This is a genomic window from Streptomyces hawaiiensis (assembly GCF_004803895.1).
GTDB lineage: Bacteria > Actinomycetota > Actinomycetes > Streptomycetales > Streptomycetaceae > Streptomyces > Streptomyces hawaiiensis.
This window is the reverse complement of the sequence record NZ_CP021978.1, coordinates 2,751,341-2,763,313: the sequence shown is the minus strand read 5'-3', so window position 1 is coordinate 2,763,313 and position 11,973 is coordinate 2,751,341. Positions and strand designations below refer to the sequence as shown.

The window sequence follows — 11,973 nt, the reverse complement described above, 5'->3', positions numbered from 1 at the left end:
CCGGACCTCAGCCCAGCATCCGCCGCAGCGTGTCCCGCAACGCCACGCGCTCCCCCTCGGAGAGCCCGGCCAGGGGCTCCCGGGCGAACCGCAGCGACTCCCGCAGGCTCCGGGCCACCCGCCGCCCCTCCGCGGTCGCCGCCGCCACCTTCACCCGTCGGTCGGTGGGATCCGGCTGCCGTTCGACCAGCCCCCGCGCCTCGAGCCGGTCCACGATCCCCGTCACGTTGGACGGCTCGCACTTCAGCTGCCGGGCCAGCCTCCGCATCGGCAGCGGTTCGAGACACAGCAGGCTGAGCAGCCGCGCCTGGGCGCCGGTCAGGGTGTGCTCCGCCGCCGCCGACTCGTAGTCCTCGTGGAACCGCGCCACGACCTCGCCGATCAGCTCGACGACCTCGACGGTCAGCGGATCGGGGCGATTGGTCATGACTGGGGGCGTCGGCGTGGTGGAGGCCATGCCATCGAGGGTACCCGGTTATTTGACAACCTGAAATTTTCAGGAGCATGGTTGTTTCAGGTACTGAAACATCCGCATCGAGCCAGTGAGGTAAGGCGCATCATGACCGACACCCCCACCCTCCCCGCCGTCAGCCGCGAGTGGCACCTGGCGAGCCGCCCCGTCGGCTGGCCGAAGCCCGAGGACTTCGCCTTCGTCGAGGCGGAGGTTCCGCAGCCGGGTGAGGGGCAGGTCCTCGTCCGGAACAAGTACCTCTCCGTGGACCCGTACATGCGCGGCCGTATGAGCGACGCGAAGTCCTACGTCGCCCCGTTCGAGCTCGGCAAGGTCATGCAGGGCGGTGCCGTCGGCGAGGTCGTGGCCTCGAACGCCGAGGGGCTGTCCGTCGGGGATCACGTGCTGCACTTCTTCGGCTGGCGCGAGTACGCGGTCGTCGGTGCGAAGAACGCCGTGAAGGTGGACCCGGACGCCGCGCCGCTGTCGACGTACCTCGGTGTGCTGGGCATGACCGGCCTCACCGCCTACGCGGGCCTGCTGCGGACCGCCGCCTTCAAGGAAGGCGACACCGTCTTCGTGTCCGGTGCCGCCGGCGCCGTGGGCGGCCAGGTCGGGCAGATCGCCAAGCTGAAGGGTGCCTCGCGGGTCATCGGCTCCGCCGGGTCGGACGAGAAGGTGAAGCTCCTCGTGGAGGAGTACGGCTTCGACGCCGCCTTCAACTACAAGGACGGGTCCGTGGGCAAGCAGCTGCGCGCCGCCGCCCCCGACGGGATCGACGTGTACTTCGACAACGTCGGCGGTGACCACCTGGAGGCGGCCATCGGCTCCCTCAACGAGGGCGGCCGGATCGCCGTCTGCGGGATGATCTCCGTCTACAACAACACCGAGCCCGCCCCGGGCCCGAAGAACCTCGCCCGCCTGATCGCGACCCGTGGCCGCATCGAGGGCTTCCTGGTCGGGGACCACTACGACCTGCAGCCGCAGTTCGTGCGGGAGGTCGCCCCCTGGGTCGCCTCCGGTGAGCTGAAGTACCGGGAGACCGTCGTCGAGGGCATCGAGAACAACCTGGAGGCGTTCCTGGGCGTTCTGCGCGGCGACAACACCGGGAAGATGATCGTCAAGCTCTGACGCCTTCTTTCGGATTCCGGCATGCGGTAACTTGTTTCCGAATCCGTCCCGGCCCGGGCGCGAGCCGCGGCGGACGACCGAAGGAACACAACCGCATGCCGATCCAGCAGTCCGACGTCCTGTACACCGCCATCGCCACCGCCGAGAACGGGCGCGACGGCCGGGTCGCCACCGACGACGGCAAGCTCGACCTCGTCGTCAACCCGCCGAAGGAGATGGGCGGGAGCGGCGCCGGCACCAACCCGGAGCAGCTCTTCGCCGCCGGGTACAGCGCCTGCTTCCAGGGCGCTCTCGGTGTCGTCGCCCGTCAGGAGGGGGCCGACCTCACCGGTTCGACCGTGACCGCGAAGGTCGGCCTCGGCAAGAACGGGGACGGCTTCGGGATCATCGTCGAGATCTCGGCCGACATCCCCGAGGTGGACCGGGGGCTCGCCCGGTCGCTGATCGAGAAGGCCCACGGGGTCTGCCCGTACTCGAAGGCGACCCGCGGCGACATCACCGTGACGCTGGTCTGACGACACTCGTCGCGTACGCGGAGGCCGCACCCTTGGACGTGGGGTGCGGCCTCCGTCCGTGCCCGGACTCAGAAGGCGAGCGCCGCCGTGTGGACCGAGAGCGCCAGGCGGTTGTTCTCCGGTGCCGCCCCGCCCGGGAAGGCGAACCGGCGGCGCGTGTAGCCGTAGGCGAGGCCGCTCCACGGGTCCGCGAAGGCCTGGGAGCCGGCCGCGCCACTGTGCCCGATCGTCCCGGCGCCGAGGAACGGGTGCCACGTGTCAGCCGTCGTCTGGAAGCCGAGCCCGAACGACTTGTGGGCCCGGGCGACCAGGTCGTAGCCCGCCGAGTGGAGCTGGCCGAACTCCGCCACCGTGTCCGGCTTCAGCAGCGCCGGCAGCTCGCCCACCTCGCTGATCGCCGCCGCGTACATCCCCGCCAGGCCCCGCGCGGACGCCACCCCGCCCACCGACGCCGGGCCCTTGGCGCGGATCAGCGGCATGTTCGGAAGGGAGACCAGGTCGGTCGGCTCCGCCGCGTGGCCGTTGAACGCGATCGAGGCCAGCGAGTGCGGGCCCGTGGGCGTGGCGTCGAGGACGGCCTGCTGCTCGGGAGTCGGTTCCAGCGGCTGGGTGCCGCGGAAGCGCGGTTCCTCGGACGCGGGCAGACCCAGGTGGAAGTCCAGCCCGTACGGGGTTCTGATCCGCTCCTGGTAGACCTCCTGGAGCGTGCGGCCCGTGGCGCGGCGTACGACCTCACCGGCCAGGGCGCCGGCGACCAGCGCGTGATAGCCGAACGCCGTGCCCGGGCGCCAGAACGGCCGCTGGTCGGCGAGGCGCTCGGCGAGCTGGCGGTCGTCGGCCAGCTCCGCGAGCGTGAAGCCGGAGTCCGTGCCGACCACGCCCGCCCGGTGCGCCAGCAGATCCCGCAGGGTCAGGGCGCCCTTGCCCTCGGCCGCGAACTCCGGCCAGTAGTACGTCACCTTGCGGTCCAGTTCGAGCGTGCCGTCCTGGACGAGCAGAGCCACGACCAGGCAGGCGGCTCCCTTGGTGGACGAGAACACGCCGTAGAGGGCGTCGGCGGCGGTCCCCGCCCACAGGTCGACGACCTTCCGGCCGTGGACGTAGGCGCACAGCTGCCCCTCGTAGTCGGCTCGCTCCCCGGCGACGAACGCGGCGAACTCCTCGCGCACCGCCTCGAAGCCGTCCGCCACGGTGCCGTGGATCTCCTGCGTCATCCGCTCTCCTCAACCGAAGCGCTGTGTGCCACTGTGAACAATGCCCTTGCCACCTGCGGGAATTCCCCCTTGGGATGGTCCCGGAAGAGTGGTTCGGTGCCGAACAGAACCGTCCGGTCCCCGCTGACGACCGAGGCCTGCCCGGCGGCGGCCGCGGGACCGCCGGTGCCGTCCCGCAGCGGCCGCCAGTGCCCGGAGACCAGCGGGTTCCCGGTCGCGTACGACTGCTCCACGCGGACGCCAGGCCCCAGGTCGGTGAACCAGATCGGGGCGTAGACGAAGCCGTGGCTCGGGGCGTCGAGCGTGATGCCGCCCGAGTTCCGCACCCGCACCACGCCGTTCGCGTCCGCGTTGCCCTCCACCGGCTTGACGGCCAGCAGGCCCGCCGCCGCGTTCAGGGCCGCTCCCGTCGCGCCCCGGCCGACCAGTCCGTGCCCGTCCAGGAAGGCGTCCAGAGCCCGCCGGGCGGAGGCGGTCAACGCCGCGTGGTCCAGGCCGGCGGACACGAACAACACGTCCGTGCCGGACCAGTCGAAGCCGGCGTTCAGGACGTCCGTCGAGACCGGAGTGACGTCGAAGCCCATCTCCCGCAGGGCGAACAGCTCGCCCGGCGTGACGGCGGCGGCGACGCGGAGGCGGTTCAGCGGTGCCGTGCCGTTCTGCCGCGTGGCCGTGAAGGCGACGTCGTGGGCGCGGGCGGCCGAGCGGGCCTCGCGGCGGGCCGACGCCGGGACGATCACGTTGCCGTCCGCCGCCCGCCGAACCGGCACGCCCTGCCGCAGCAGGGAATTGAGGGCGGCGACCTCGCGCGGATCAGTCAGCCGCAGCCGGAGGTCGCCGTGCGCGGGCAGGTGGGCCACCGGTGCGGCCTCGCCGATCGCGCGCAGGGGCGCGCCCCGCAGGCTGCCCGACGGCACCCGCTCGACCGTGGCGCCCCACAGACCGCCCAGGCTCCAGCCGGAGATGTCGTACATCACCGAGACCTTGCCGCTGATGTCCCGGCCGTCGGCCAGCAGCACGTTCGCCATGCCGCGCTTGGGCTGGCGCATGTCGACGACGTACGAACCCCCGGGGTACGTCCGTCCGGCGAGCCGGAAGGGGCGGGTGGCGCGGGTGACACGGACGTCGTTGGCCAGCAGGTGATCGACCAGGCGGGCGGCAGCGGGTCCCGAGCGCTGGGTGCGGGCGTCGCCGGGCGGGATGACGTAGGCGCGCGGGAACACGGTCGTGTAGACGTCCTCCGGGCCGATGCCGGGCACGCCGGGGACCGTCTGCGCGGACACCGGCACCTGCGCGGCGCCCGTCGCGCCGCGGCGGAAGACCTCGATCTGGTCGGTGATCAGGGTGCCGCGGTGCTCGCGGACATGGTCCAGGGTCGCGCGGATCGCCGCGCCCGCCACCGCCGTGTTGACCGCCGAACGGCGGCGCAGCTCCGGCACGGGCAGCTCGTCGTACTCCTCGTTGTTCACCGCCAGGGGGATCTCCACCGTGTGGGCGGCCACCGTGCCGTGGAAGGCCGCGTACTGCGGGGTGAAGATCGGCGGCCAGTCGTCCCAGCCCTCCTCCTGGTCGCGGAACGGGATCTGGGCCGCCTCCACGCCGTCCTTCGCCGGCGTGTAGCCGAGGGCGTTGACCGCGGATTCCATGCCGAGGGCGTTGGCGTAGCTGTTCTTCAGGAAGAGGTCGTACTCGTAGTTCTCGCCGTGCGGGGGAGTGGTGGGCTCGATGAGGGTGCCGTTGACGTAGCCGTGCAGGTCGAGCAGGACGGCCGGCTGCGTGCCGATCTCGATCTGCCGCATCGCCCGCGTCTCGGGCTGGGAGGCGGTGACGAAGTCCCGGTTCAGGTCGAAGCCGGCCGCGTTGGCGCGGGTCCCGGCGATACGGCCGTCCGGGTTGGCCGTGATGTTGAAGTACAGGCGGCTGTGCGCGAGCAGGTCCCTGGTCTTGGCGTCCTTCGCCGTCGCGAGCCGCTCGATGACCTTCAGGGAGGCGTCCGTGCCCTCCCACTCGTTGCCGTGGATGTTGCTGTTGACGAAGACCGGGGTCTTGTAGTCGCGCTTGATCTCACGGGACTTGGCCGCCGCGGCCGGTGTGTTCCCGATCAGCTCGCGCATCCGCTCCTGGGCGCGGGCCTGCCGGGTGGTCTCCGGGGCGGTGACGGTGACGAGGTAGAGGCGGTGGCCGCCGGCCGAGCGGCCCGTCACCTCCACGCTCACCCGGTCGCCGAGGCGCTGCAGGGCGTTCAGCTTCGGCGCGATCGCGTGGTACGGCGTGAGACCCAGCTTCAGGGACTTGTCGCCGGGGTTCTCCGGGTCGGGGGAGAGGGCCTGGCGGCGGGGGTAGGCGCGGGCGGTGGTGCGGGCGGCGACGTCCGCGGTCAACGCGCGTCGCGTCGCGCTCGCGGGAGCCCGGGCCGCGCGGTCGTCCACGGCGGAGCCCTCACGGGTGACGGGCTGGGGGTCCGCACCGGCGGCGCCGGGGGCGAGCAGGAGTGAACCCGCCGTGGCCAGGGCCAGGGTGACTAACAGCGCGGGTCTCGCGGGAACGCTTCTCGTGGTGCGCACGCGTGCCTCCTCCGGGGCTTCCTGAGATCGGTACGGCGAGGTGTACCGGTTCGACTCAACGGCAACAAGGGCGCCTTGGTCTCACCGCAGCCCCGTACGGCCCTGTCGGGGACCGGCCCGGCCTGCCCCGATAAGGTTTCCCCATGCGCGATCTAGGGGTGGGTTTCCGGTACCTCCTGAAGGGCCAGCGGTGGGTGGCCCGGCACGGCAGGCAATACGGCTTCGGACTGCTCCCGGGCCTGATCACCCTCGTCCTGTACGCGGCGGCGCTCGTCGCGCTGGCGCTGTGGGGCGAGGACGCCGTGACCTGGGCGACGCCCTTCGCCGACGACTGGTCGAGCCCCTGGCTCGGGCTCTTCCGCGGCTTCCTGACCGCCGTGCTGTTCGCCCTCTCCCTGCTCCTCGCCGTCGTGACCTTCACCGCGGTGACCCTGCTGATCGGGCAGCCCTTCTACGAGAACCTCTCCGAGAAGGTCGACCGGGACGTGTCCCCGGACGGGCACGCCCCCGAGTCGGGGCTGCCGCTCTGGCGCGAACTGTGGATCTCCGCCCGCGACAGTCTCCGCATCGTGGTGCGGGCCGCCCTGTGGGGTGTGCTGCTGTTCGCCTGCGGTTTCATCCCGGTGGTCGGGCAGACGGCCGTCCCGGTGATCGGGTTCTTCGTCACCGGGTTCTTCCTCACCGAGGAACTGACCGCCGTCGCCCTCCAGCGCCGCAGCGTCGAACTGCGCACCCGCCTGACCCTGCTGCGCTCCCGCAAGACCCTCGTGTGGGGCTTCGGCACGCCGCTCGCCGTGGCCTTCCTGGTGCCGTTCGTCGCGGTGTTCCTGATGCCGGGCGCGGTCGCGGGCGCCACCCTCATGGCGCGTGACCTGCTGGGCGAGGAGATCCGTGAGGAGGGCGACGGGGACGTCACGACCCTTCCGCAGCCACCTTCAGGATCGTCCTCACCTGCGTGATGATGTCCAGCCGGTTCCGCACGAACTCCGGGTCGGTGACCTCGGTGGTGTTCCCGGCCCCGAACTGCAGCACCGGCGTGTGCACATGCCCGCCCGGCAGCGTGTCGCGCAGCCCCAGCCGGTCCCGGAGCAGCGTCGCCCGGTAGGCGATCTCGTTGGAGAGGTAGTCCCCGCCGCCGCCCGCCCGAGCGGTCGAGCCGGGGGTGGGCCCGTCGGGGCGTACGACGGGCTCGGTGCCGCCCGCCGGTATCTCGGTGACGCCGGTGTTGTCGTACACGGGGAAGCGGCCGGTGTTCGCGGCGACGATCGCCGCGTAGGGCAGCGTGGTCGTCGTCCACTGCGGCTGCGAGGCCGGGTCGGTCACCGGCACGGTCTCGGTGCGGCCGATGTTGTCGTTGTCGCCGAAGCCGCCCCGCCAGGCCCCGTTGGTCCGCTCGATGTCGAACCGCCCGACCCGGCCCTGGCTCACCGTCGTGAACAGGTCGACCTCCGGCAGGTACGGCCGCAGAGTCCGCTCCACGGTGCCCTCGGTGAAGTCCCGCCAGCGCACCGGGAACACGGCCGTCTCGATCCGGGCCGGGCCGTCCGCCGTCTCGATCACCGCGCCGTCGAGCGCCAGCGCGGTGGCGCCGGACGGGTTGGAGATACGGATGTCCCGATCGAGGGTGAACGGGTCGAAGCCGGTGAGCAGGATCCGCTTCAGGCCCTTGCCGTGCGGATAGCTGATGGCGCTCTGGCCGCGCGAGGTACGCTCCAGCTCGCCCAGCAGCGCCGCCCGCCGCCCGTCCGTCAGGCCGAACCCCGGCTCCCAGGTGCGCACCTCACGCGTCATGCCGAGCCGCGCCCAGTACAGGGGCCGGTCGTCGTCCCGGCTGAGGTCCCCGCCCACGCCGCCGCGCCCCTGCGCCCGGTCGACCGCGCGCTGCCACAGCCGCGCGCCCTCGCGCGTGACCGCCCGGCGGGCCTCCCCGTAGGAGCGGGCCGCGTCGAGGGCCCGGGCCAGCCGCGGGGCCACGGTGTCGAACCCGGAGCGCCGCAGGATCTCCTGGGGCGCCGCCCGGTCGAGCCGCTGCTCCTCGACGGTGGGAGCGGGTGCCCCCTGGGCGGCGCTCGCCGCCGTCGGGGTGGTGAAGCCGGTCAGCAGGGCGAGGCCGAGGACGCCGAGGCGAACGCGTAGGGAATTCAAGGGTGTTCAGGCCTTCCGTCGCGGTGGGGGGTCGGTGCCGGACCGCCGCAGTATCGCGTGACGGGTGCGGTCCACGCCATGGGTGCGGCGCAGACGGGGATCTTCGCCGTCGCCTCCCGCACCGCGCCCAGGAAGGCCGCCGCGTACCTGGCCGGCATCTCCCGGCTGGCGGAATACGGCACCGTACGGCGGCAGTTCCTCACCGGCACCCCGCCGACCGGCATGACCTTCGAGGCGGCCCGGCTCTGCCGCCCCGAGGCCCTCGTCGAGGGGGAGGTCGTGGCCGCCGTACCGGCCCGCTAGGTCGGTCGTCGGTCGTCGGCCCTCGCTCTCGCGGACGTGGTTGCTCGCAGTGTGGGTTGCTCGATTACCGGTCGCGGTCGCGAATCCTTCGCATGCCGCCGAGGCAGGATGATGACGTACTCGACTTCAACGAGGAGGCCGGCGTGGCGGATACGACACAGGCGATGCAGGACGCGGCCCGTGAGGTCGCCGTCGAGGCCGCCCTCGGCAAGCTCGGCCTGGACGCCAAGACGCGGCTGCTGGCCGGCCAGGACTTGTGGAGCCTGCCCGCGCTGCCGGAGGCCGGACTGGCCTCACTGGTCATGTCCGACGGCCCGATCGGAGTCCGCGGAGTGCACTGGAGCGCCGACGACCCGTCCGTCGCCCTGCCCTCCCCGACCGCCCTGGCCGCCACCTGGGACCCCGGCCTCGCGCACCGGGCAGGCGTACTGCTGGCTCAGGAGGCCCGCCGCAAGGGCGTCCACGTCCTGCTCGCCCCCACGGTCAACCTGCACCGCTCCCCGCTCGGCGGCCGCCACTTCGAGGCCTACAGCGAGGACCCGTACCTCACCGGGCGGATCGGTACCGAGTACGTCCGGGGCGTCCAGTCCGGCGGCGTCGGCACCACCGTCAAGCACTTCGTCGCCAACGACGCCGAGACCGACCGCCTCACCGTGAACAACCTCGTCGGCGAACGCGCCCTGCGCGAGCTGTACCTGGCCCCCTTCGAGGCGATCGTCGAGAACGCCCACCCCTGGGGCATCATGACGGCCTACAACTCCGTCAACGGCCCGACCATGACCGAGCACCACTACCTGGTCAACGAGGTCCTGCGCGGCACATGGGGCTTCGACGGCGCCAACGTCTCCGACTGGACCGCCGCCCGCTCCACCACCGGCGCCCTCACCGGCGGCCTCGACATCGCCATGCCCGGCCCCGGCACGGTCTATGGCGAGGCCCTCGCCCGGGCCGTGCGGGACGGCGAGGCGGACGAGGCCCAGGTCGACGAGGCCGTCCGCCGCGTCCTGCGCCTCGCCGCCCGGGTCGGCATCCTCCAGGGCGCCGAACCGGCCGTCACCGACCTGCCCGAGCCCGTCCACGGCGAGGCGCTCGCCCGCGAGATCGCCCGCCGCTCCTTCGTCCTCGTCCGCAACGAGGGCGGCGCGCTGCCGCTGAAGCCCGGCCGGGTCGCGCTGATCGGAGCCGCCGCCCGCGACGCCCGCGTCCTCGGCGGCGGCTCCGCCACCGTCTTCCCCGCCCGCGTCGTCTCCCCGCTCGACGGCCTCACCGCCGCCCTCCCCGACGACACCCTCACCTACACCCTCGGTGCCGACCCCAACACCGAACTCCCCGTCGCCGACCAGGGCTTCGAGCTGCGCGCCGTCTGTCGCGACGCGGCCGGCCGGGTCATCGGCGCGCGCTCGGCCCCCAGCGGCCACATCCAGTGGATGGGCGCCGACCTGCCCGACGGCGTCACGCACGACACCCTGCACAGCGTCGAACTGACCGGCACCTTCACCCCGCGCGAGAGCGGCACGCACACCTTCGGCTTCAAGGGCCTCGGCCCCTTCAAGCTCACGGTCGCCGGCACCACGTACTTCGACGACGTCCAGCGCCCCGCCGAGGACGGCGACCCCTTCGCGGCCTTCTTCGGCGCCCCGGTGCCCCACGCCCGGCCCGAACTCACCGCGGGCGAACCGGTCGAGGTCTCCCTCACCCACACGGTCCCGCCGCTCGGCGACCACCCCATGCGGGTCATCGGCTTCACCCTCGCCCACCAGGACCCGCAGCGCGACGCCGACGAACTGGTCGCCGAGGCCGCCGCGGCCGCCCGGGCCGCAGACACGGCCGTCGTCGTGGTCGCCACCACCGACCGCGTGGAGTCCGAGGGCTTCGACCGCGCCGACCTGCGCCTGCCCGGCCGCCAGGACGACCTGGTCCGCGCCGTCGCCGCCGCCAACCCCCACACCGTCGTGGTCGTCAACTCCGGCTCCCCGGTGGAACTGCCGTGGCGCGACGACGTCGCCGCCGTGCTCCTGTCCTGGTTCCCCGGCCAGGAGGGCGGCGCGGCCCTCGCGGACGTCCTCACCGGCGCCCACGAACCCGGCGGCCGCCTGCCCACCACCTGGGGCGCCCTCACCGACGCCCCGGTCACCCAGGTCGTCCCCAGCAACGGCGAACTCCCCTACGAAGAGGGCGTCTTCATCGGATACCGCGCCTGGGAGAAGCACGGCCGCAGTCCCGCCTACCCCTTCGGTCACGGCCTCGGCTACACCGACTGGACCTACGATTCCGTGGAGGTGGAGGAGACCGCCGAGACGACGACAGCGAAGGTCCGCCTCCGCAACACCGGCGACCGCCCCGGCCGCGAGGTCGTCCAGCTCTACCTGGCCCCGGGCGAGCCCGACCCCACCCGCCCGGCGCGCTGGCTCGCGGGCTTCGCGGGCGTCGAGGCCGCCCCCGGCGACAGCGTCGAGGCCACCGTCGAACTGCCGCGCCGCGCCTTCGAGGTCTGGGACGAGGCGACCGGCTCGTGGTCGTTTGTGAAGGGTTCGTACGAGATCCAGGTCGGACGCTCGATCACGGACCGCAGGATCACCGCGACGATTAACGTCTGATCCGGGACAAGTTCCCCACCCAGCAGCCCCGGTCCGGGACCTGACCTCCGGACCGGGGCTCGTGGTCGGTCACGGGCCCCCTCAGCGGGTGCCGAACCCGTACACCGTCTCCGAGCGGAACACCTCGCCCGGCCGCAGCACGGTCGTCGGGAACTCCGGCCGGTTCGGCGAGTCGGGGAAGTGCTGGGTCTCCAGCGCGATGCCGTCGCCGGGCGCGAAGGGCCCGGCCAGGTGGTCGGCGGTGTACAGCTGGAGGCCGGGCTCGGTGGTCGCCACCGTCAGCACCCGCCCCGACGCCGGGTCGTGCAGCTCGGCGACCTCCACCGGAGTGTCCGTCACCCCCTTGTCGAGCACGAAGTTGTGGTCGTAGCCGGAGCCGGTCTTGCGGGCCTCGCGGAAGTCGAAGCGCGTGTCGGTGACCTCCTCCGGGCCGCCGACGGGGATCAGGTCCGCGTCGACCGGCGTGTACCGGGAGGCGGCCAGCCGCAGCTCATGGCCGCCCGCGTCACCGGAACCGGCCAGGTTGAAGTAGCTGTGGTTGGTCAGGTTCACCACGGTCGGCGCGTCCGTCACCGCCTCGTACGCGATCCGCAGCGCCCCGCCCTCGTCGAGCGTGTACGTCGCCGACACCTCCAGCCGCCCAGGGAACCCCTCCTCGCCGTGCGGACCGACCCGCGTCAGCCGCACCCCGTGCTCGACCGGCACCGCGTCCCACACCCGCTTGTCGAAGCCGCGCGCTCCGCCGTGCAGCGAGTTCGGCCCGTTGTTCGGCTCCAGCGCGTACGTCCGCCCGTCCAGGGTGAACCGGCCCCCGGCGATCCGGTTGGCGTACCGCCCGACCAGGGCGCCGAGGTACGGCTCCGAGTGGGCGAGATACCCGTCGAGATCCGGGAACCCCAGCACCACGTCCCCGGCCCGGCCCGCACGGTCCGGCACCTCCACGGACTGCACGATCCCGCCGTACGACAGGACCCGCACCCGCACGCCCGCCCGCTCCAGGGTCCAGCGGTGCACCGGGGTCCCGTCGGAAAGTGTTCCGAAGAGTTCGTTCAT

The 11,973-nt window shown here is 72.8% G+C and carries 10 protein-coding genes; 5 read left to right on the top strand and 5 right to left on the bottom strand.

Annotated elements, in window-relative coordinates:
• Positions 1-7 precede the first annotated feature (7 nt).
• The gene (locus CEB94_RS12775) at positions 8-457 is read right to left on the bottom strand and encodes a MarR family winged helix-turn-helix transcriptional regulator (RefSeq protein ID WP_175432334.1); all 450 of its coding nucleotides are present in this window, start codon (positions 455-457) and stop codon (positions 8-10) included.
• 102 nt (positions 458-559) lie between these two features.
• Here CEB94_RS12775 and CEB94_RS12770 point away from each other — a divergent pair, with 102 nt between their 5' ends.
• The gene (locus tag CEB94_RS12770) at positions 560-1,582 is read left to right on the top strand and encodes an NADP-dependent oxidoreductase (RefSeq protein WP_175432333.1); all 1,023 of its coding nucleotides are present in this window, start codon (positions 560-562) and stop codon (positions 1,580-1,582) included.
• Positions 1,583-1,677: 95 nt separating this feature from the next.
• Positions 1,678-2,097 (top strand): organic hydroperoxide resistance protein, encoded by a 420-nt coding sequence (locus tag CEB94_RS12765; RefSeq protein ID WP_175432332.1) that lies wholly within the window; start codon positions 1,678-1,680, stop codon positions 2,095-2,097.
• 68 nt (positions 2,098-2,165) lie between these two features.
• Here the strand turns inward: CEB94_RS12765 and CEB94_RS12760 are convergent, their stop codons facing one another.
• On the bottom strand, positions 2,166-3,311 hold the full coding sequence (locus CEB94_RS12760; RefSeq protein ID WP_175432331.1) for a serine hydrolase domain-containing protein: 1,146 nt from the start codon (positions 3,309-3,311) through the stop codon (positions 2,166-2,168).
• Entirely contained in the window at positions 3,308-5,875 is a 2,568-nt protein-coding gene (locus tag CEB94_RS12755; RefSeq protein ID WP_175432330.1) for a M14 family zinc carboxypeptidase, read from the bottom strand. The genes CEB94_RS12760 and CEB94_RS12755 overlap by 4 nt, the downstream gene beginning before the upstream one ends.
• Positions 5,876-6,018: 143 nt before the next feature.
• Here CEB94_RS12755 and CEB94_RS12750 point away from each other — a divergent pair, with 143 nt between their 5' ends.
• A complete protein-coding gene (locus tag CEB94_RS12750) occupies positions 6,019-6,834 on the top strand; it encodes an EI24 domain-containing protein (RefSeq protein ID WP_175432329.1) in 816 nt (271 codons plus the stop codon).
• Here the strand turns inward: CEB94_RS12750 and CEB94_RS12745 are convergent.
• Positions 6,788-8,020: a pyroglutamyl-peptidase I gene (locus CEB94_RS12745; protein WP_175432328.1), complete on the bottom strand. Its 1,233-nt coding sequence runs from the start codon at positions 8,018-8,020 to the stop codon at positions 6,788-6,790. The two genes, CEB94_RS12750 and CEB94_RS12745, sit on opposite strands and share 47 nt — an antisense overlap.
• 78 nt (positions 8,021-8,098) lie before the next feature.
• On the opposite strand from CEB94_RS12745, the gene CEB94_RS41875 reads away from it, so the two are divergent.
• Positions 8,099-8,323, top strand: a complete 225-nt coding sequence (locus CEB94_RS41875; RefSeq protein WP_342789603.1) for a RidA family protein — start codon at positions 8,099-8,101, stop codon at positions 8,321-8,323.
• Positions 8,324-8,487: 164 nt separating this feature from the next.
• Positions 8,488-10,920, top strand: a complete 2,433-nt coding sequence (locus CEB94_RS12735; protein ID WP_175436982.1) for a beta-glucosidase H — start codon at positions 8,488-8,490, stop codon at positions 10,918-10,920.
• Between the two features lie 81 nt (positions 10,921-11,001).
• Here the strand turns inward: CEB94_RS12735 and CEB94_RS12730 are convergent, their stop codons facing one another.
• Complete coding sequence (locus CEB94_RS12730) at positions 11,002-11,973, bottom strand: aldose epimerase family protein (RefSeq protein WP_175432327.1); 972 nt, start codon at positions 11,971-11,973, stop codon at positions 11,002-11,004.

What these genes read in the sequence shown, in the direction of transcription:
- CEB94_RS12775 (WP_175432334.1), bottom strand. Translation starts at nt 457, where the DNA reads ATGGCCTCCACCACGCCGACGCCCCCAGTCATGACCAATCGCCCCGAT.
- CEB94_RS12770 (WP_175432333.1), top strand. Translation starts at nt 560, where the DNA reads ATGACCGACACCCCCACCCTCCCCGCCGTCAGCCGCGAGTGGCACCTG.
- CEB94_RS12765 (WP_175432332.1), top strand. Translation starts at nt 1,678, where the DNA reads ATGCCGATCCAGCAGTCCGACGTCCTGTACACCGCCATCGCCACCGCC.
- CEB94_RS12760 (WP_175432331.1), bottom strand. Translation starts at nt 3,311, where the DNA reads ATGACGCAGGAGATCCACGGCACCGTGGCGGACGGCTTCGAGGCGGTG.
- CEB94_RS12750 (WP_175432329.1), top strand. Translation starts at nt 6,019, where the DNA reads ATGCGCGATCTAGGGGTGGGTTTCCGGTACCTCCTGAAGGGCCAGCGG.
- CEB94_RS41875 (WP_342789603.1), top strand. Translation starts at nt 8,099, where the DNA reads ATGGGTGCGGCGCAGACGGGGATCTTCGCCGTCGCCTCCCGCACCGCG.
- CEB94_RS12735 (WP_175436982.1), top strand. Translation starts at nt 8,488, where the DNA reads ATGCAGGACGCGGCCCGTGAGGTCGCCGTCGAGGCCGCCCTCGGCAAG.
- CEB94_RS12730 (WP_175432327.1), bottom strand. Translation starts at nt 11,973, where the DNA reads ATGAACGAACTCTTCGGAACACTTTCCGACGGGACCCCGGTGCACCGC.